Origin of the sequence: Flavobacterium granuli (assembly GCF_900129705.1) — a bacterium.
Lineage (GTDB): Bacteria > Bacteroidota > Bacteroidia > Flavobacteriales > Flavobacteriaceae > Flavobacterium > Flavobacterium granuli.
This window is the reverse complement of record NZ_FQWO01000004.1, coordinates 303,100-322,289: the sequence shown is the minus strand read 5'-3', so window position 1 is coordinate 322,289 and position 19,190 is coordinate 303,100. Positions and strand designations below refer to the sequence as shown.

15 protein-coding genes are annotated in these 19,190 nt (G+C 35.7%); 3 read left to right on the top strand and 12 right to left on the bottom strand.

The genetic code is table 11. The features are described from left to right. Positions 1-251 precede the first annotated feature (251 nt). Both BUB25_RS08170 and BUB25_RS08165 read right to left on the bottom strand, forming a co-directional pair. Positions 252-1,829, bottom strand: a complete 1,578-nt coding sequence (locus tag BUB25_RS08170) for a SusD/RagB family nutrient-binding outer membrane lipoprotein (RefSeq protein WP_072942789.1) — start codon at positions 1,827-1,829, stop codon at positions 252-254. An 11-nt stretch (positions 1,830-1,840) separates the two neighbouring features. Next, positions 1,841-4,969 carry a SusC/RagA family TonB-linked outer membrane protein gene (locus tag BUB25_RS08165; protein ID WP_072942787.1) on the bottom strand — a complete coding sequence of 1,043 codons (3,129 nt, stop codon included), beginning with the start codon at positions 4,967-4,969 and terminating at the stop codon, positions 1,841-1,843. A gap of 431 nt (positions 4,970-5,400) precedes the next feature. Here BUB25_RS08165 and BUB25_RS08160 point away from each other — a divergent pair, with 431 nt between their 5' ends. Then, on the top strand, positions 5,401-6,060 hold the full coding sequence (locus BUB25_RS08160; RefSeq protein WP_072942785.1) for a ribonuclease HII: 660 nt from the start codon (positions 5,401-5,403) through the stop codon (positions 6,058-6,060). Here the strand turns inward: BUB25_RS08160 and lipB are convergent. Both lipB and BUB25_RS08150 read right to left on the bottom strand, forming a co-directional pair. Then, positions 6,057-6,818 carry a lipoyl(octanoyl) transferase LipB gene (gene lipB, locus BUB25_RS08155; protein ID WP_262496843.1) on the bottom strand — a complete coding sequence of 254 codons (762 nt, stop codon included), beginning with the start codon at positions 6,816-6,818 and terminating at the stop codon, positions 6,057-6,059. The two genes, BUB25_RS08160 and lipB, sit on opposite strands and share 4 nt — an antisense overlap. 105 nt (positions 6,819-6,923) lie before the next feature. Further along, a complete protein-coding gene (locus BUB25_RS08150; RefSeq protein WP_072942783.1) occupies positions 6,924-7,673 on the bottom strand; it encodes a hypothetical protein in 750 nt (249 codons plus the stop codon). A gap of 394 nt (positions 7,674-8,067) precedes the next feature. Here BUB25_RS08150 and lysS point away from each other — a divergent pair, with 394 nt between their 5' ends. After that, positions 8,068-9,777 carry a lysine--tRNA ligase gene (gene lysS / locus BUB25_RS08145; RefSeq protein WP_072942780.1) on the top strand — a complete coding sequence of 570 codons (1,710 nt, stop codon included), beginning with the start codon at positions 8,068-8,070 and terminating at the stop codon, positions 9,775-9,777. 53 nt (positions 9,778-9,830) lie between these two features. Here lysS and BUB25_RS08140 read toward each other — a convergent pair whose 3' ends face one another. From BUB25_RS08140 to BUB25_RS08120, 5 genes are all read right to left on the bottom strand, one after another. Next, positions 9,831-11,636, bottom strand: coding sequence for a hypothetical protein (locus BUB25_RS08140; RefSeq protein ID WP_072942767.1), 1,806 nt, complete (start codon positions 11,634-11,636; stop codon positions 9,831-9,833). A 203-nt stretch (positions 11,637-11,839) separates the two neighbouring features. Further along, positions 11,840-12,805 (bottom strand): transporter family protein, encoded by a 966-nt coding sequence (locus tag BUB25_RS08135; RefSeq protein WP_072942765.1) that lies wholly within the window; start codon positions 12,803-12,805, stop codon positions 11,840-11,842. A gap of 5 nt (positions 12,806-12,810) precedes the next feature. Beyond that, complete coding sequence (locus BUB25_RS08130) at positions 12,811-13,851, bottom strand: cytochrome-c peroxidase (protein ID WP_072942763.1); 1,041 nt, start codon at positions 13,849-13,851, stop codon at positions 12,811-12,813. Positions 13,852-14,112: 261 nt separating this feature from the next. Then, a complete protein-coding gene (locus tag BUB25_RS08125; RefSeq protein ID WP_072942761.1) occupies positions 14,113-14,910 on the bottom strand; it encodes an MbnP family protein in 798 nt (265 codons plus the stop codon). A 109-nt stretch (positions 14,911-15,019) separates the two neighbouring features. Continuing rightward, positions 15,020-15,373, bottom strand: coding sequence for a hypothetical protein (locus BUB25_RS08120; RefSeq protein WP_244533815.1), 354 nt, complete (start codon positions 15,371-15,373; stop codon positions 15,020-15,022). A 150-nt stretch (positions 15,374-15,523) separates the two neighbouring features. On the opposite strand from BUB25_RS08120, the gene BUB25_RS08115 reads away from it, so the two are divergent. Next, positions 15,524-15,970, top strand: coding sequence for a hypothetical protein (locus tag BUB25_RS08115; protein WP_072942759.1), 447 nt, complete (start codon positions 15,524-15,526; stop codon positions 15,968-15,970). A gap of 51 nt (positions 15,971-16,021) precedes the next feature. Here the strand turns inward: BUB25_RS08115 and hemL are convergent, their stop codons facing one another. From hemL to BUB25_RS08100, 3 genes are read right to left on the bottom strand one after another with little or no spacing between them, the layout of a single operon-like run. Beyond that, positions 16,022-17,308, bottom strand: a complete 1,287-nt coding sequence (gene hemL / locus BUB25_RS08110; RefSeq protein ID WP_072942757.1) for a glutamate-1-semialdehyde 2,1-aminomutase — start codon at positions 17,306-17,308, stop codon at positions 16,022-16,024. A 55-nt stretch (positions 17,309-17,363) separates the two neighbouring features. After that, a complete protein-coding gene (locus BUB25_RS08105) occupies positions 17,364-18,239 on the bottom strand; it encodes a glucosaminidase domain-containing protein (RefSeq protein ID WP_072942755.1) in 876 nt (291 codons plus the stop codon). Further along, positions 18,232-19,128: a 1-aminocyclopropane-1-carboxylate deaminase/D-cysteine desulfhydrase gene (locus BUB25_RS08100; protein WP_072942753.1), complete on the bottom strand. Its 897-nt coding sequence runs from the start codon at positions 19,126-19,128 to the stop codon at positions 18,232-18,234. Before BUB25_RS08100 ends, BUB25_RS08105 begins: the two co-directional genes overlap by 8 nt. Between the last annotated feature and the right edge of the window lie 62 nt (positions 19,129-19,190).

Below are 19,190 nucleotides of genomic sequence, written 5' to 3'. Positions count from 1 at the left end.
TTTAAAAAAAACCACAATAGACAAAATTAAAAAAAAAAAAAAAAAAAAACAAAAAAAAAAAAAAAAAAAAAAAAAAAAAAAAAAAAAAAAAAAAACAAAAAAAAAAAAAAAAAAAAAAAAAAAAAAAACAATTCAACTCCATTCAATTACAAACAAAAAAACTCCACATAGAGCTTAAATCAAAAAACTATTATATACAAAAAGAGGCTGCCCTTTACGGACAGCCTCTTAATAAAAACAATAAAGCTACATTATTTTTTAGCCCAAATTAGTTTTGTAGACAATAAATCTCCACCAATATTTGCAGCAGCAGCCTTAACATTTACCCCGTTTAACTGTTGTAAATTAACCGGATATGTAAATCTTGCAGGCATAGCAGTTAATTTATTCAAAGCTTCGAAAGTATAAGTTGTTTCTCCTGTTTCAAGAGCCACATTCAAATTATAAGTTCCACCTGGTTGAAGCAAAGTATTTGGATAACCTGTTCTTCTATATTCAGCATAAGCTTCATAGGGTTGCATAAAAAGGGCGATATACTTCTGAGTGATTACATTAGCTTGGTTTGCAGGAGCCAAAGTAGCTATATAAGCATCAATCTTAACATCACTAACACCCCAACGCTGCATAGAAGCTTTTACCCCATTTTGATAGTTGGTATTGTTCCATCCGTTGTTTTCAGACAACAAGAACTCAACTTCGGCATATTCCATTAAAATTTCAGTATAATCTTGCTTTAACACATTTGAACTCCAAAAAGAAGTGTTTGGTCTTTGTGATGCTGCCAAAGAACTAGAAATCCCATAAGGCATTCCAACATACTGAGTCAAATCATCCGTTTCAGTATAAGAAAAAGCTTTTACCGCTGTTTTAGAAGCAGTTATAGGAGCAGCGTACTTTTGCAATCTTGGATCAACACCAAAAGTACCTAGTTTTCCTTTTAACAAATCAACAAAAGTATTAGTAATGGCAAAATCAGTCCTATTAGATAAATAAAAATCTCTATAGAAAGGACTTGGATTGATATCATCTTTTTGATAAGTAAGACCAACATTATCTGCATTTGATGTCATTACTCCTGCAGCTATCGCTTCAGCAATATGTCCCTCAGCACCAGCTACAACACCTTTAACTCTAGTTGCAATACGCAATCTTAGAGAATTTGCGAATTTTTTAAGTTTTGTTGCACTCTTAAAAAGATTATCTCCTTTAGTAAAAACTGGCTCAGAGGTAATAATCATAGCAGAAGCCTCTTTTAGTTCTTTTAAAAGATCAGCGTAGATTTTCTCTTGTGAAGCAAATTTAGGTTTGATAAATTCACTCAACTGCAATGCCTGAAAATCAGCATCCTTGTTACCATAAGAATAATAAGGCACATCTCCGTAAGCATCCACTAATTGCAAGAAAGTATAAGCCAACATTACTCTAGCCGCAGCAATTTGATTCTCATTGTTCCCATAAGCTGAATTTAAAACTTTAGTATCAGGATTTGTATTTAATTCAATTACAGTTTTAAAATCAATAGCAGCTAAATAATAGTCTGTGTACAAACTCTGATTTGTACCTTCTCTAAATTGAAATCTATCCTCTTCAGTATAATTTCTTTGTGCCGAATATTGAACCCAAGGCAAAGCCATTCTTCCCGAAGAAAAACTTCCTCTTGAATTATTTACCAAGTTAAATACTGCACCATTGAATACTCCATAAGCAGGAACACCCATTATATCAGGTTGGTTAGGATTTTTATTAATCTCCTCTAATTGATCAGTACAACTTACAGTAGTTGTAAGTAGTGCTACAATTGATACTATTGATATGAATATTTTTTTCATCTTATTTTATTTTAGAATTTAAATTCTAGATTCATCCCGTATGTTCTAGTTGATGGCAAGGAACCTCCTTCAAGACCTTGAGTATTTCCACTACCATAAGATGCCATCTCAGGATCCATTCCGTTCCAATCGATTCCCCATGTGAATAAGTTTCTTGCGAAAAGCGAAAATCTTATATCAGAAAATAACGGGCCAATAACTTTTTTAGGCATACTATAACCAAAAGTAACCTCTCTTAATTTTACATAGCTCGCATCAAAAACATTCAATGCATCGACACCACCATAGTGCTGTTGCGACCATTCTTGTCCACTAAGGACAGAAGTGTTTTTTGTACCATCCTCATATACTGCATCAACGATAATACCATTTTCTCTGATTCCGTTCGCAGCAGTAGCTTCTAACATACCTGAATAAGTACCCCACATATGTGAAGTAGAGAAATAACTACCTCCTTTTTGTAGATCAATTAAAAATCCTAGATTAAAGTTTTTGTATTTGAATGCGTTTCTTAAACCCATATTGTAATCAGGAGTAATAGTACCTAATGATTTTTGAGCACTTGGAACATAAAATCCATCTTCATCAACCACTTTTTTACCATTAGCATCGTAAGTAAAATCAGTACCGTAGATTTGACCATATGGTTGTCCTGTAATAGCTAATAATCTAGCTCTAAAAGGAGCGGTACCAATTGTTAATTCATTAACTCCATCAATTAATTCAATTAATTTGTTGTTATTTTTTGCAAAATTCCAAGTGATATCCCATCTAAAATCTTCGGATCTTACAGGATTAAGCGTCACAGTCGACTCAATACCTTTATTTTGCATTTTACCAGCATTAACTAGTGTAAAGTTAAAACCTGTTGATGGATCAATCTGTACAGGAGTAATCAAATCTGTTGTAGTTACATCATAGTAAGTTAAATCTACCCCAACTCTTCTGTCAAACAAACTTAACTCCAAACCTACCTCTTTTGTAGTTTTTAACTCAGGTACTATAAAAGGATTATTTGATGTACCTGGCTGGCTATATCTTGGAGCCCCTTGAAAAGGAGTACTTGTATCTGCATAATTAGATAAATTGTAAGCTGAAGTACTATTTCCTGCTTGAGCCCAACCTCCTCTAATTTTACCATAGTTTAACCAAGACAAATCTGTCAATTCTGAGAAAATAAAACTTCCTGTTGCAGAAGCATAATTGACTGATTTATACACAGTACTAAACCAATCACTTCTATCGGTAACCTCTAAGAACAGCATGTCTTTATAACCTAACGAAAGGAAACCATAAATACTATTAGTCCTTGTTTTTTCATCAAAGTTAGTAGCCAAAGAAGGGCTAGAGCTATTAGATAAATTGTAGATATTCGGAAGTACTAAACCACCTACAGTCTGACCTGTTACTCTTGAAAAATTATAACTTCTTCTATTAGCACCAGCAAAAGCATTTAGACTAAAATCTCCAAACTTTTTATCATAATGCAAACGACCTTCATAATTAAAATCTGTCAACGTTCTAGCGTTTGTAGAAAAACTGGAAGTTGCTTGTGAACCTATTGCAACTCTTTCGTTGATATTTAAGGAATATGTATCACCATAAACATTACCTACAGCATAAAAATCCGGTGTAATATTATAGGTAATTTTTCCATTACCGTAAACTCTATTTCTTGTATCAGAAGAAGTATTTTCGTTGATAATCCAATATGGATTATCAGAATAGTTAGGAGTCCCGTCATCCCAAGCAACTCTATTCCAAGATCTTTGTTGACCATTTGCCAATTTATAATCCTTTAAATCATTGAAATCCAATTGTCTTTGACCCCATTGAAAAAATTTCTGAGCCAAACCATTATCACCGTAACCTACTTCAGGCCTGTTAAATCCTCTTGTCTGAACATAAGTTACAGAACCTTCAACTTTAAGTTTTTCATTCAATTTAGCATTAGCATTCAAAGAGAATGTGTTTTTTGTCAAAGTTGAATTAGGAACAATTCCTTCTGTTTTTTGATTAGCATAAGAAAATCTCACACCTGAATCTTGGTTTGATCTAGTAAAAGACAAAGAGTTATTTCTTGTGATTCCAGTTCTAAAAAAGGAATCAACATCGTTCTTAGACGCTACCCAAGATTTTTCTTTCAAGTAATCATTAGCGAATTCTGGATCAAATGCATTCCATGGCAAATATTTTAAGTTTGCATCAAATTTAGGCCCCCAGCTTTCGTCAGTAGCGTAATCAGCAATATTATAAGTTTTACCATTGATAACTTGTTGTTCAAAAGTTGTTGAACTACCACCACCATATTGCCTTTGGAGTTTTGGCATTATGTAAGCTGATTCGAATGTAATACCACTATTGAATGTTATTTCTGATCTACCTTCACCTTTTTTACCAGATTTAGTAGTATACAAAATAGCACCGTTACCAGCTCTACTTCCGTAAAGAGCAGCAGCAGGACCTCCTTTTAATATTGTAACTGACTCAATATCATCAGGATTAATATCAGCTGAAGCATCACCATAATCTCTACCTCCAGCACCTCGTTGAGTCGTACTCGAGTTGTAGTTTCCATTATCCAAAGGAATACCATCAATTACAATAAGAGGTTTATTTTCACCTGTTACAGATCCGATTCCTCTTATCACTACTCTTGTAGAACCTCCCATCGTAGAAGGAGCTGTTACTTGTAAACCTGCAACATTCCCAGACAAGGCAGAAACAGCATTGTTTGTTCCTCCTTCACTTAAAACATTTCCCTTTACATCTTGTGCAGCATAACTAAGAGATTTCTTCTCTCTTTTGATACCTAATGCAGTCACTACAACCTCAGCTAGCTCATTACCTGCATCTTTCATTATAACATTTACCACCGAAGAAGCACCAACGGTAGCAGAAGTACTCTTCATACCTACAAAGGAAAACTCAAGAACTTCTCCTGTTTTAGCTTTCAAAGCATACTTTCCGTCAAAATCAGTCTGAACAGACCTATTAGTACCTTTAACAACAATGTTAACCCCAGGAATTGGACCTGTTGCATCCGAAACAACTCCAGTAACGGTTTTCTCTTGAGCAAAAGAAAACTGCATAGATAACGCTAGCAATAGCGTAAAAATCCATTTGAATTTTAATCTCATTTTAATTTATTTGAATTAGTAATCCCACAAACTTCTTAATAATTCCTTAAACTTTCTATAGTTTAAGGAAGCTAAAAGTGACATTTAACTTTTGGGAGAGTATTATTAAAAGATACTCTTAAAAAAATAAAAAAAGCTCAAATTATAAGCTATTTAAATAAAGCAAATACAATTATTTATTATTCAAAAAACAACGCAAAACCCAATAAACACTAGCACTAACAAAATTCAACATCATTATTAAGTTAATTTAACATCAATATTTTCTCTGTATTTATTTTCATTCTTCCTAAATTTTTATAAATAAATAACTTTTATGATATGACAAGAAAACAAGACAAATAAAATTTCGCAAATGCTTCTGTCAAATAAAAAAACAGCTATTCATTACAAATAAAATTTCACAATCTTTGCAACATAAAACCATACTAGTGCTTAAAATTACTTTTTCAAATAAAATACTGGAATCCGGCACCGATGAAGCCGGTCGTGGCTGTCTTGCCGGGCCTGTTACTGCAGCAGCAATTATTCTTCCTCCTGACTTCGAGAATACAATTTTGAATGACAGCAAGCAGCTATCCGAAAAAACTAGAGAAAAACTAAGACCTGTTATCGAACAGCAAGCTATTACATACGCAGTAACACATCTGGAACCCTTGGAAATTGACGATATCAATATATTGAACGCCTCTATTAAAGCGATGCAGGAATGTGTTTTAAAACTTGATCCACAACCGGAATATATTATCGTAGACGGAAACACCCCTTTTATCAGAAAAAAAGGAATTAAAAATAATAGCGGAAAAATCTTTTCCACAGCCGAAATAGAAATCCTTACTTCTATCCCAAGCACCAGTATCGTAAAAGGGGATTCTAAATTTATGAGTATCGCCGCCGCATCAGTATTGGCAAAAACTTACCGAGACGAATATATGAATCGTATTCATGAAGAATTCCCAATGTACAATTGGAAAAAAAATAAAGGCTACCCTACTAAAGAACATAGGGAAGCGATCAGGAGATATGGCGTAACAAAATACCACCGAATGAGTTTTCAGTTATTACCCGAACAATTGAAACTGGATATTTAGATTTTTGATTGTGAATTAACCATTTCAGATTTTTCAAAAATAGCTTCAAAAAGATCAGAGAAATGCTTCAGGATTTTTCCTTTTACTTCTTCTTCGTCCACTTTTTCAACGCCAAGTTCCACGTTTAAGGAAGTTACCGCTTTGCCGCGAATGCCACAGGGAATAATATTGTCAAAATAACCCAAATCGGCATTGACATTTAAAGCAAATCCATGCATGGTAACCCAACGCGAAGCACGAACACCCATCGCACAAATTTTTCGGGCAAAAGGTGTACCAACACCCAACCAAACTCCGGTCTCGCCTTCACTTCTGCCGCAAACAATTCCGTATTCCTGGAGCGTGAGAATAATAGCTTCTTCAAGCAGTCGCAAGTATTTATGAATGTCGGTAAAGAAATTTTCCAAGTCAATAATCGGATAACCCACAATTTGCCCGGGTCCATGATAAGTAATATCACCGCCGCGATTGATTTTGTAGAAAGTCGCGCCTTTGGCTTCGAGCTGTTTTTCAGATAAAAGCAAATTACTCAAATCGCCGCTTTTGCCCAAAGTATACACATGAGGATGCTCTACAAAAAGAAAATAATTAGGCGTTTGCAATTCGCTTTCCTCTCTCCTGTTTTTGATTTTTAAATCGACGATTCCTTTGAACAATTCTTCCTGGTACTCCCAAGTTGCTTTGTAATCTTTTTTTCCTAAATCTTGAAGTTGAACTGTTTTATTCATTTGTCTTTTCGAGGAGTTGCGAGTTCCGATAGCTATCGGAACGATGTGAAACAATCTTAGTTTCGTTCACTTGTTTTTGAGAAGCAAAGTTACAAAGGTTTTTTTGGACTTAAAGTCATAAAATTAAAAAGCGAACTATATATTATTTTCTAAAATCACTTCAAGATTCGTGATTTCCGGATTTTGCAAGCAATCCGTCAATAAAAACTGTAATTTCAAAGACTTTCTGTCATCGCTGATTTTTGCGTCAGCATTAGAAACTGATTTTATTTTCCGAGGAAAATGATAATTTAACATATAGGTTTGAACCAAGTCAAATTTAGAAAAGCGTTTTTTTAACTCCTCTATTTCTTCAAATTTCTTTTTCAGCAAAGCGGCATCTGTGATTTTCACCGTTCTTTTAAACAGCGTGCCATCAAAAGCATAACTCACCCAATACTCATGTTCCTCAGCGGATAAAGCATAATTATATTTAATATCATCGGCATAATTTTCTGTTTTATATAAATCAGGAACCTCGTCTATTTTTTTAAAAGACTGAGAAATCACAGTTCTGAATTCTTTTTCGAAAGCACTTTTTTTGATATGAACATTTACATTATTATAGGTATTAAATAACTCCTGTTCAGACTTAGTATATTTTACAAAATTATCATTATACTTGCTTATATAATCCGAAAAAACATAGCTTGTATCCTTAAAAACGGTCTCTTTGGAATAATTTTCTCCGGTCAATTTCATATAGCTATTTTCTTCTCTATGCTTCACCACTTCTATCTTTCCGCTACCGTCAGCATTAATAGAAATAGTCTCAGTAACCTGACAGCTCGCAGTAAGAACTATTAAAAGCAAAAAGAAATATATTTTTATTGATTGGAATATCATTGAAGGTTTTTTATCAAATATAATTAATTTCCGACAACTTTAAATATGGTCGTGATTTAAAACTAAACCAACAACAGCAAAAAAACTCCAAATAGCACAAAGACAAAATACTGATATCCAGCATTGGCTTTAAACCTCAAAGAATTTACAATTACGGCATCGAAACCGGTGTCTTGACTCTCTTTTAATTGCATCCTAAAAAAGAGGAACTTATAAAACAGCTTTGGTGGAAATGGCATCCTTTTGTAACTGGCTTAACCGCAAAACATAAAGTGTACAGCAGGACCTGAGTTGATTAATAACCCAAAAAAAATCTGCTCCAAAAAACCTTTGCTATTAAATTTAAAACTTAAAAACAAAAACTTTATCTTTGCGCTCTTAAAAACAGCATAAAATGGCATTATCCGAACAAGAAATATTACGTAGAGAAGCACTTACCGAATTACGCAATTTAGGCATTGAGCCTTATCCAGCAGCCGAATTTATCACAACCGCCTATTCCAGCGAAATCCTAGCCAATTTTGAGAAGTACGAAGGAAAGGAAGTGGTTTTAGCCGGACGTTTGATGGGAAAACGCATCATGGGGAAAGCCTCATTTGCGGAATTGAAAGATGCCGAAGGACGTATTCAGGTTTATGTTTCGAGAGATGATATTTCGACTGATGAAGAGAAAACCATGTACAATGTGGTTTTCAAAAAATTATTGGATATTGGTGATTTTATTGGCGTTCGTGGAACGGTTTTTAAAACCCAGGTGGGAGAAATTTCAGTACACGTTTATGGCTTGACCGTTTTGGCCAAAGCCTTGAAACCGCTTCCTGTAGTAAAAATTGATGCCGACGGAAAAGCGCACGATGCCTTTGCCGATCCGGAACAAAGATATCGCCGTCGTTACGTGGATTTGACCGTGAACGACCATGTGAAAGAAACCTTTATCAAGAGAACAAAATTGTTCAACTCGATGCGTTCTTTCTTTAATGACAAAGGTTATTTAGAGGTTGAAACTCCGGTTTTGCAGCCGATTCCTGGTGGTGCCGCAGCGAGACCTTTTATCACACACCACAACTCGCTTGACATTCCATTGTACATGAGAATTGCCAACGAATTGTATTTAAAACGATTAATCGTAGGTGGATTTGACGGTGTTTATGAGTTTTCGAAAAACTTCCGTAACGAAGGAATGGACAGAACGCACAACCCGGAATTTACCGCTATGGAAATATATGTAGCCTACAAAGACTACAACTGGATGATGAATTTCACCGAAAATCTGTTGGAACATTGTGCCATTGGCGTAAACGGAACGAGCGAGGCCACTTTTGGCGAACATAAAATTAATTTCAAAGCGCCTTATGCCCGTGTGACCATGACGGATTCTATCAAACATTTTACCGGTTTTGATATTTCCGGAAAAAGTGAAGTAGAATTATTTGATGCCGCAAAATCGATGGGAATCGAAGTGGACAAAACGATGGGTAAAGGGAAATTGATTGATGAGATTTTTGGCGCAAAATGCGAAGGAAATTACATCCAACCTACTTTCATTACCGATTACCCAAAGGAAATGTCGCCGCTTTGTAAGCAACACCGTGACAATCCGGAATTGACCGAACGTTTTGAATTGATGGTTTGCGGTAAAGAAGTGGCGAATGCCTATTCGGAACTAAATGACCCGATTGACCAACGTGAGCGTTTTGAAGACCAAATGCGTCTGGCTGAAAAAGGCGATGACGAAGCAAACGGAACAATTGACGAAGATTTCCTGAGAGCCTTAGAGTATGGAATGCCTCCAACATCCGGATTAGGAATAGGAATGGATCGCTTGATGATGTTCCTAACCAATAATTCTTCGATTCAGGAAGTATTGTTGTTCCCGCAAATGCGACCAGAGAAAAAACAGGTTCAAATTGAATTGGAGGACGATGAAAAATTAATCATCGATCTTTTGAAAATCAGTGAAAACCAAATGGAATTTGCCTTATTGAAAACCAAATCAGAATTGAGCGGAAAGAAATGGGATAAAGCCATGAAAAACTTATCTGCCTTAGGATTGACCGAAGTAGTTGTTATTGGCGAAAGTAAAGCTTGTCGCTTAAAAGAATAATTTTACTTAATTTATAAAAAACAGGCTGTCCGAGAAAGACAGCCTGTTTTTTTTTATGCTAATTCCAATTCGGGAATTTTAATCCCAGTCAATTCTTCCTTATAAAAATGCAACATATATTGCACTTTTGCATTATCAGCCAAAGATGAACTTGTCGAAACAAACAGATTTTGATAATAGCTAATTCCTTCTAACAAATTATTCTTAAACGCATGCCATTTTTTAATTTGGCCTGCAGTTAGTTCAGCCGAAAGTGTGGCAATTTCATTTTTCAAATAATCAATATACATCGTCAATTCTTTAACAAACATATTCGGGCGGTTTGTAGTAGTCAAAACTGATGCATTCCCATAAATATGTTGCACCATTTTAGAAAGAGACACTTCTTGATCAAAATAAGCCATATTAGGCCCAGGACATATTACAACTCCTTGCGCTTGTCCCTTAATTTTTATGTCATTCTCTAAATAAGAAGCATTGGCTAAACCAACACAAAGACAGGATTTATCAGTGATTTTATTTTTAGCATTTTCATAAATTGCGGCTGTCATACTGGCCTTTTTTTCTTCGAGCTCAGCCAGTTTTACATCCTGGTATTTCTTTGAAGCGGTACAAATTCCTTGTGCTCCAAACTCCTTACTCAAAGCCAAAAACTTTTTTGGACAGGAACTTCCTGCCTTATTTTCCTGAATTCTCTTTTGCTTCAGCTTTTCATTCGTAGTTCCTCTCAAAGTATTAAAAGGAATCCCTAAAGGCGAAATAGGGCTCAGATACAAATCTTCTTCTTTGGCTTTTGCCAATAATTCACGGGTGTGTACATCAACAGAAGTAGCTTCGGGAACTAATAAAAACGGTGAACCCCAACCCACAGAATCCACTTCATAATGATTCAATAAAAAATCATGCTCTTCGGCAGTTCCTACGCCGCCCTGAACAGTAATTTTCAATTCCAAAGGCGTTTCTGGAATGTGTTTTCCCTTTTGCGCTAAGGCTTTTACCATCAATTCATGAGCAGAAGCGATCAATTGCCCTTTTTTCTCTTTGAATTCCTCTAAAATTGGTCCTAACAAAAAGCCTTCGGTAGCAAAAGCATGTCCACCACAATTCAAACCGGATTCAATGCGGTATTCCGAAACCCAAAGTCCTTTTTTGGCCAAAAAATTCCCCTGTATCATAGCCGATCTAAAATCACTTACTTTCAGGATAATTTTCTTGTTCAGTTGGTTATTTTCATCTGGAAAAAAGACATCAAAATTCTCAAAATAGCTGTACAATCTTGGGTTCATTCCTGCCGAAAGGACTACCGAAGAAGTCAGGTTGCTATTGGCAAAACCGCGAAGCGAAGCATGCGCATCATTAAATTCAATAGGCAATTGCTTATCTTTAATAAAATTATCCTTGTCGACTTTGGTCATGATATTTACATCAATTTCCCCGGGCCTCAAATTGGAATCAAGATAATTCATTACCGCTTCCTTACCTTCTTCCATCAAGTTTTGCAAGCCTTGCTTAATCTCGGACTTATTAGGCAGCATCGCAATGTAATTCTCCAATGCTAATTTGCTTTCGGCTAATTCATTCTTGAAATTCTCAAATTTCTCTTTCACGATTTTATCTACCAAATTCAAATAAGAAGTCACGCGTTCTGCGCGGTAATCGTGTATTTTTTGCGTAATTTCCTGATAAGGCAGATTAAATTTAGTACTATAAAAAGCATTCATCTTTTCTATAAGATCATCATCTATGATCGAAATCACAGAGGATATACCATACTTTGCCACTCGAATGGGACTGTCAATCGTGTATGCCAATCCCATTACGGGAATGTGAAAAGTATGCAACGGCTTAGTTGTTGTCATCGTTAATTATTTTTTATTCGAATAGTTTACAAATTTCGATAAAGCAAACCGTTTAAAACCTGATAATTATCATGCCTTTACATCACTTAAAAAAGAAAAGCATGAAAATCAGGTAAAATATTTTTTACCTGATTTTCATACTTCTACCCCAATTTCCTTTGGAAAATTATTATCACTTTTGAACCAAAGATTATTCCTGTTATTTACAACACATAATTAAGATTAATACTCCAGCGGTAATTGGCTTCCATATTTCCATTTGATAAATTTTGACTGATGGGAAGCATGGCATTAATACCAATCGAAAGTTTTTCTTTTCCCACTTCAACGCCAAATTTGCTAAAAAGAACATCGCCCGAAGTATTGGCTAATTTCTCACCATATTGTTTATTAGACTCGAATACTTCTCCGGCAACGCCAATTTGCGGCACAATTTTTAAAGCATTATAATCCAACAGATAAAATAAGGTACTGCCATAATTGAACTGATTACCAAATTGATAATTCTTTTGATTCTTAGTCTTGAAATTGTAATTTAACATTGTATTCAGACCCAGACTTTCCTTTTTCACAACGTATTCACCAACCAAAAGATAATCCCAACTGCCGGTACCCAGCTGAAAACTTTGATTGACGGTTCCAGCGTTATTTGCTTCCTCAAACTTCCCTGTTGGTATTTTTATTCCTCCGCCCAATTGTAAATCATGGACAAAAAGAGCCTCTTCCTTTTGAGTTTTATAAATCGAATAGCTCACAATAACGGATGCATCACCCAATCCTTTAATACTCTCCGTTCCAGCCGTAAGTGCTCGATCGTGAAAATGGTAAGGAATCAAAGCCGAAAGCTGAACTTTTTTACCAAGCGGGATTTTAGACCAAATCTGGAGCGTATTGAAATTTTCGTCTATCCAAGGTGAATTAGCAAAAATCCCGTCTTTACTGGTATAACTTTGCTTGAAATAACGCAAGCCTACAAAATTGCTGTTGAGCATGGAACTATAGCCCATACTTCCGCCACTTGCTGAACAACCGCAGGCATCACAGTCAAAGTCAAAATCCGTAAAGAATTCCATTTTTTGAAATGCAAAATTGGAAACGCTATCCACTTCGACATTTGCAACAGCGCACTGAAATGCAAAAAGAAATACTACTATTATTTTATTTTTCATTGTATTTAATATTCTGAAAATCGTTTATCGTTTAGATATTGATTATCGGTTAATGTTTTTAAAAAGACTACTAATTGTTTTTTTTCTATCGCAGAAAGAGGAATTCCAAGCGCGCCGCTTTTATTTAAAATTGGATCCAGTGTAGCTGATTTTTGAACACCCAAACTATAATGATTTAAAACGGCCTCTAAACTCCCAAAACGGCCATCATGCATATAAGGAGCTGTCTTTTCTACATTTCGCAAACTGGGTACTTTAAATTTATAATAATCCGTTTCCAATTCGGTTACGCGAAATCGCCCAACATCATTCAGCGCTGGGTTAATTGCCAAACCATTGTTTCGGAACGAATTATCCGTCATCAAATCAGTAGCATGGCAGGAAGCACAATTTGCATTAAAAAGGGCATAGCCGGCCAATTCATCCGAGGACAGCTCACCTCCGGCTTCATGGCGACGGTATTTATCAAACTTTGAATTTGACGAAGTAATCATGACCATAAACTGAGAAAGCGCTTTCAGCATGTTTTCGGCATTAATTTGCCCGTCAGCAAATGCCTGTTTGTACAACTTCTTATAAGCGGGATCAGCTTTCATCATAGCGATAATCGCTGTTAGATCAGCATCCATCTCCACCGGATTTGTCAGCGGAATAATAGGCTGTAAATCCAAATGATTGGTGGCACCATCATACATAAATGTGGTTTGATAGGCTAAATTCTGAATCGAAGGCGTATTTCTAGTCCCAATCTTATCAGCTACACCATGACTAAAGGCATGTCCATGGTGCGTAAAAGCATCTTCTTGAATATGACAAAATCCGCAGGAAACAAGTCCATCCGAAGACAAGCGTCCATCGTAGAATAACTTTTTCCCGAGTTCAAATCCTTTAACTGTTGGCGGATTCAGGTTGATATTATAAGCCAATGCCGGAAAATTTCCGGGTACTTTAAAATCTAAAGTTTGATCATTATATGCTGCATCATCATGATCAGAACAGCTGAAAAACAATGGCAATAGGAGCCAAAGAAAATAGTTTATTTTCATAGGTATTTTTTATGGGTTTATATCGACATACAAATCGCTGTCGGGAATAATTCTCATCACTTCATCCCGTCTCAAATGGATTTAATGTGATGCGAATTATCTTTTTTGGATACCATCATCAAGGAACGAAGAAGTTATCAATAGCCCCGATAGAGCCGATATCCCGTTCTGTCTTGTTTTTTGTACAAGACAGAACGGATAAAGGGGAAAGCGGGACAAAAATGTATTGTATGATAAAATTTTCTGCTCCTTAAAACCTAACTAATCGTTATGAACATGATCTACCGTAAACATATTGGAAATATTTTGGGTGATTAAAGGCAAAGTAGCTCCTCCCATAATCATCGCTCCCATTCCTCCCTTATTATTATCAGAAAGTTTGATTTTATTGGTTCCGTCAATTACTTTAGACAAATCCGTAATAACATGGATTATTGGACTGATTGAACTGCGAACGATTGCTTTTGAAGGTAAATCCAGCGTGACTTCGGTATAATTATAATCGGTTCCTGTTTGTCCGGTATGTATCATAAAAGAGGTTTCATCGCTCACCGTTGGAGCAGTAAACATTCCTTCGAAAGCGATAAATTTATACCCTGCAGACCAACTCCACATCATTCCCGCAGCTTGTGCCTCCAAGAGAAAATCCCCCTGTCCGGTAGCTCCAAGTTCCCATTGTGCCTTGTCAACACCGATTCCAAATTTTATTTTGGTATAATTTCCGGCTGGTATATTTTCTAATTTTGCGATTAAACTTTTAGGATTTGATTCGTCAATTATGAAATAGCTTTTATTTTTTGGATACGTAAAAACAGTTCCTTCGGCAGTGGTCAAAACAATATTACTGATGATGTATTTGATCTTCTCGATTTTCAAAACTTCATCATTAGACGTAATATTAGGTTGTGTACTCAAAATCAAATCATTGCCTGCAAAAGAATTATCAAATTCTACACCCAAATTTCCAGTTCCTGAAATTGCGGCTTCATCATTAGTACAAGCTGTAAACACAGCGCTTAACGCAATAATAGCTATTGCTTTATTTAGTAAATTTTTCATTTTATGCTATAATTTTATTCTCAATTTTAAATTAATAGTGCGCACAAAAATTCTTCAAATGAAATTCTTCAAATGAAAAGTACACACGAAAGTCGTTCAACTAAAAAATTTAAGAAATAAAAATAGGTGGGCGAAATATAGCATTCCCATTCAAATAAGAATATAGATTTGAATAGTCAATGTTTAGTTGGTTTTTTTCGATAAAACGCAAGGATAAAAAAGACAAAGAATTGATTTCATGAAAAAACAATACTTCCTGCATAGGACTAACTGTTTTTTTATTTGAAGGCAAAGAATCTGATGTATCTGAGGCTTTGGCCAATTCTTTCATTAAATGGCATTTTCCATTACACTCTAACTTGGGCTTTTCCTTGTTTATACAGAGTACTTTTGAAATATAATCATAATTGACCACATATTCCAAAACCGGAAATACTGGTTTTAAAAGAATAAATAATGCCAATATGAATACCCTTTTTTTCACGGTACAAATATAGAGCTCCTTTCTATAATAAAATGTGATATAAATCAGTTTTCACATTTTTATGTTAAGGATTAAACTCTTTTAAAAAAAAGCAGTCTTACTGAGCATAAACTATAAAAAAAACATACCATGAAAAAATTAATTATCGCCGCATTACTGGTTGTAGGAATGACCACATTTGCACAAGACAAAAAAGAGCGCCCTAAAAGAGCCCAAATGGAGAAAATGACTCCGGAACAACGTCAAGAAAAACAACTGCAGAGAATGACGACTGAACTAGGTCTAAACGCCAAACAACAGGAACAAATGAAACAGCTTCTTGCGGAACAAGCCACCAAAAGAGAAGCCATGATGGAAAAAAGAGAAGCCAGCAGAGAAGAAATGAAAAAACAACGTGAAGCATCTCGAGACAAAATGGAAAAGCAAAGAGAAACTATGGAGAATAAAATGAAAGCTATTTTGACTCCTGAGCAATTGGCAAAATGGAAAAGCAACCAAGAAAAAATGAGAGAAAGAGCGGGAGACCGCATGAAAGAAAGAATGCATGACAAAATGCAAGATGACATGGAAAATTAAAAAGAAAAGCTTCGGAAAAACATCCGAAGCTTTTTTTATATTAAAACAATCCTATAAAGTTTTTGATACTTTATCTATTGCTTTTATGGTAAAGTCTAAATCTTCATAAGAAAGCGCATCAGTAATAAACCAAGTTTCATAAGCCGATGGAGCGATATAAATACCTTCCTCCAACAATCCGTGAAAGAATTTCTTGAAGCTTTCATTATCCCCTTTAGCCGCAGATTGAAAATCGACAACAGGATTCGCATCAAAATGCACTGAAATCATTGATCCAACTCTGTTAATTGTAAAAACAACATTATTTGCCTTTAACACTTTATCAATTCCAGCAGCCAAATAAGCCGTTTTTTCTTCCAATCTTTGAAAAATAGCGCGGTCCTTATCCAAAGCATGCAACATGGCTAATCCCGCAGCCATAGCCAATGGATTTCCGGATAAAGTTCCGGCCTGATAAACTGGCCCAAGCGGAGCTAAATAATTCATAATTTCCTCACGCGCTGCAAAAGCACCTACAGGTAAACCACCGCCAATTACTTTTCCGAAACAAACAATATCTGCATTGATGTTAAATAATTCTTGGACTCCACCTCTTGCCAAACGGAAACCGGTCATCACCTCATCAAAGATTAATAGAATCCCATTCTCGGTACAAAGTTGGCGCAAGCCTTCAAGGAAACCTTTATTTGGAGGAATACAACCCATATTTCCTGCTACAGGCTCTACTATAATGGCAGCAATCTCGTTTGTGTTGGCTTCGATTAATGTTCTAACATTTTCTAAATCATTGTACCTTGCCAATAAAGTATCTTTGGCTGTACCTTCAGTTACTCCCGGGCTATTAGGCGATCCAAAAGTAATAGCACCACTTCCTGCCTGAATCAAAAACGAATCAGAATGCCCGTGATAACAACCGGCAAATTTTATTATTTTATCTCTTTTTGTAAATCCTCGTGCCAATCGAACGGCACTCATACAAGCTTCGGTACCTGAATTCACAAACCTGATTTTATCAATGTTTGGCACCATCGAAACTGCCAAAGCGGCAATCTGAGTTTCTAATTCTGTTGGCATACCAAATGAAGTTCCCAGTTTCGCTTTCTCGATTACGGCTTCAACAACTGGCTCATAAGCATGACCTAAAATCATAGGTCCCCATGAATTGATATAATCAATCAGACGATTTCCGTCTTCATCATACAAATAAGCTCCTTTGGCACTTTTTACAAAAATAGGTGTTCCTCCTACTGCTTTGAATGCTCGCACCGGTGAATTTACTCCGCCCGGAATTACTTTTTCTGCTTCAGCAAAAAGCTGACTGCTTCTTTTATAGATCATCTTTAAATTATGATTTTGGATTTAAAATATCCGATATGTAATTGTCTTCTGGTTTTTAATTTACCCTCAACTTCTGCCCAATGGAAAGGGTATTATCACTAAGATTATTATTCTGTTTTAACTGATCAACCATTAGGTTAAACTTTTTCGAAATAGAATACAAAGTATCTCCTTTTTGAACTTCATAAAAAGAACCACTTCTGTTATCTACACTGGCTATTTTAATCGTTTGCCTTTCTGAAGGTACATATTTCCTACCCAAAGCCTGATTGTCATATTGCTCTAAATTGTATCTTTCAATATATGAAATTAGTTTTTCAGGATATTTTGGATCAGTGGCATAACCCGCTTTTCTTAATCCAATGGCCCATGCCTTATAATCTTCTTTAGGCAAAGAAAACAAACTGGCATAGCGACTTCTTCCCGTCAAAAACAAAGCATGATCATCAAAAGATTCCGCTGGATTATTGTATTTTCTAAAACATTCCTGACTGGCATCATCATCATGCTTTACACTATCTCCAGTCCAACCCGTATGACATTTAATCCCAAAATGATTGTTTGCATTCATAGCCAAGATTCCTCTTCCTGCACCAGATTCTAATATTCCCTGAGCCAAGATGATACTTGCCGGAATGCCATATTTTTTCATGTTGCCTATGGCGATATCTTTGTACTGGATAATATAATTACCAATGACATCATTGGTAACACTTGTTCTTGAGCTAGATTCGATCACTTCGGCTACACTTCTATTTGGTGTGTGCGAGTCTGTTCCTTTAGTTGTAGGTTTGGCTTTATGTTTTGTGGAACGAGATACTGGTTTTTTAACTTTTCCGGGAACTGGTTTTGTAGTCACAATAGCCGGCTTTGTGGCATTACAACTTAATATTGTCAGAATTAAAAGCAGAAGTAGTATTTTTTTAAACATAGATATTTATTGTTGGCAAATGTTTGTTTTTCAATTTCAAATTCATCCCTTGAATTCCTTGAATTCCACCGGTATGAATTAACAAAATCTTTGAATGAGGGCTAAAATAGTCTTTTTGTATTAAATCCATAACGCCAAAAACCATCTTTCCAGTATAAATAGGATCTAAAGGAATTTGATTATCCGCATAAAACTGGTTGATAAATGCAATTAAATCCTGATTTACTTTCCCATATCCTCCAAAATGATATGCCGTTATTAATTCCCAATTCTCATTTTGGGCAAAAATACGAATTTCATCTTTTAAAAAATCCCCTTTTAAGGCAGGAAATCCTAAAACTTTTTGATGCGGCAACGCACTGTTTATAATTCCAGAAATGGTTCCGCCGGTTCCCACAGCACAGCACACATAGTCAAATTGCGCATCTTCATCGGTCAAAATTTCCTCACAGCCTTTTATCGCCAACTCGTTTGTTCCTCCTTCCGGGACAAGATAAAAATTTCCAAATTTCCGTTTCAAATCGTCTAAAAATGAGTCATCATTCTTTAATCGATAGGCTTCTCTGGATACAAATTCGAATTGCATTCCGCAACTTTCAGCAAATTGCAAGGTGGGATTATCTGAAATTTTATCTCTCAATTCATCCCCACGAATAATCCCAATAGTCTTAAATCCTTGTTCTTTTCCGGCAAAAGCCACTGCAGCTATATGATTAGAATATGCCCCGCCAAAAGTAAGCAAGGTTTCTTCCTTTTCTTTTTTGGCTTGCAGCAAATTGTATTTTAGCTTTCGGAACTTATTTCCGGAAACAAAAGGATGAATCAAGTCCTCGCGTTTGATATGCACGGAAATCGAATTTGGAAACGCTATAACTAACTTTTGGTTCAAACTGGATAATTTTGGTACAAAGTTAAAATTTATATATAAAAAAAGGTAATCTACAGCCACTG

What these genes read in the sequence shown, in the direction of transcription:
- BUB25_RS08130 (WP_072942763.1), bottom strand. Translation starts at nt 13,851, where the DNA reads ATGAAAATAAACTATTTTCTTTGGCTCCTATTGCCATTGTTTTTCAGC.
- lysS (WP_072942780.1), top strand. Translation starts at nt 8,068, where the DNA reads ATGGCATTATCCGAACAAGAAATATTACGTAGAGAAGCACTTACCGAA.
- BUB25_RS08165 (WP_072942787.1), bottom strand. Translation starts at nt 4,969, where the DNA reads ATGAGATTAAAATTCAAATGGATTTTTACGCTATTGCTAGCGTTATCT.
- BUB25_RS08150 (WP_072942783.1), bottom strand. Translation starts at nt 7,673, where the DNA reads ATGATATTCCAATCAATAAAAATATATTTCTTTTTGCTTTTAATAGTT.
- BUB25_RS08170 (WP_072942789.1), bottom strand. Translation starts at nt 1,829, where the DNA reads ATGAAAAAAATATTCATATCAATAGTATCAATTGTAGCACTACTTACA.
- BUB25_RS08140 (WP_072942767.1), bottom strand. Translation starts at nt 11,636, where the DNA reads ATGACAACAACTAAGCCGTTGCATACTTTTCACATTCCCGTAATGGGA.
- hemL (WP_072942757.1), bottom strand. Translation starts at nt 17,308, where the DNA reads ATGATCTATAAAAGAAGCAGTCAGCTTTTTGCTGAAGCAGAAAAAGTA.
- BUB25_RS08105 (WP_072942755.1), bottom strand. Translation starts at nt 18,239, where the DNA reads ATGTTTAAAAAAATACTACTTCTGCTTTTAATTCTGACAATATTAAGT.
- BUB25_RS08125 (WP_072942761.1), bottom strand. Translation starts at nt 14,910, where the DNA reads ATGAAAAATTTACTAAATAAAGCAATAGCTATTATTGCGTTAAGCGCT.
- BUB25_RS08115 (WP_072942759.1), top strand. Translation starts at nt 15,524, where the DNA reads ATGAAAAAATTAATTATCGCCGCATTACTGGTTGTAGGAATGACCACA.
- BUB25_RS08135 (WP_072942765.1), bottom strand. Translation starts at nt 12,805, where the DNA reads ATGAAAAATAAAATAATAGTAGTATTTCTTTTTGCATTTCAGTGCGCT.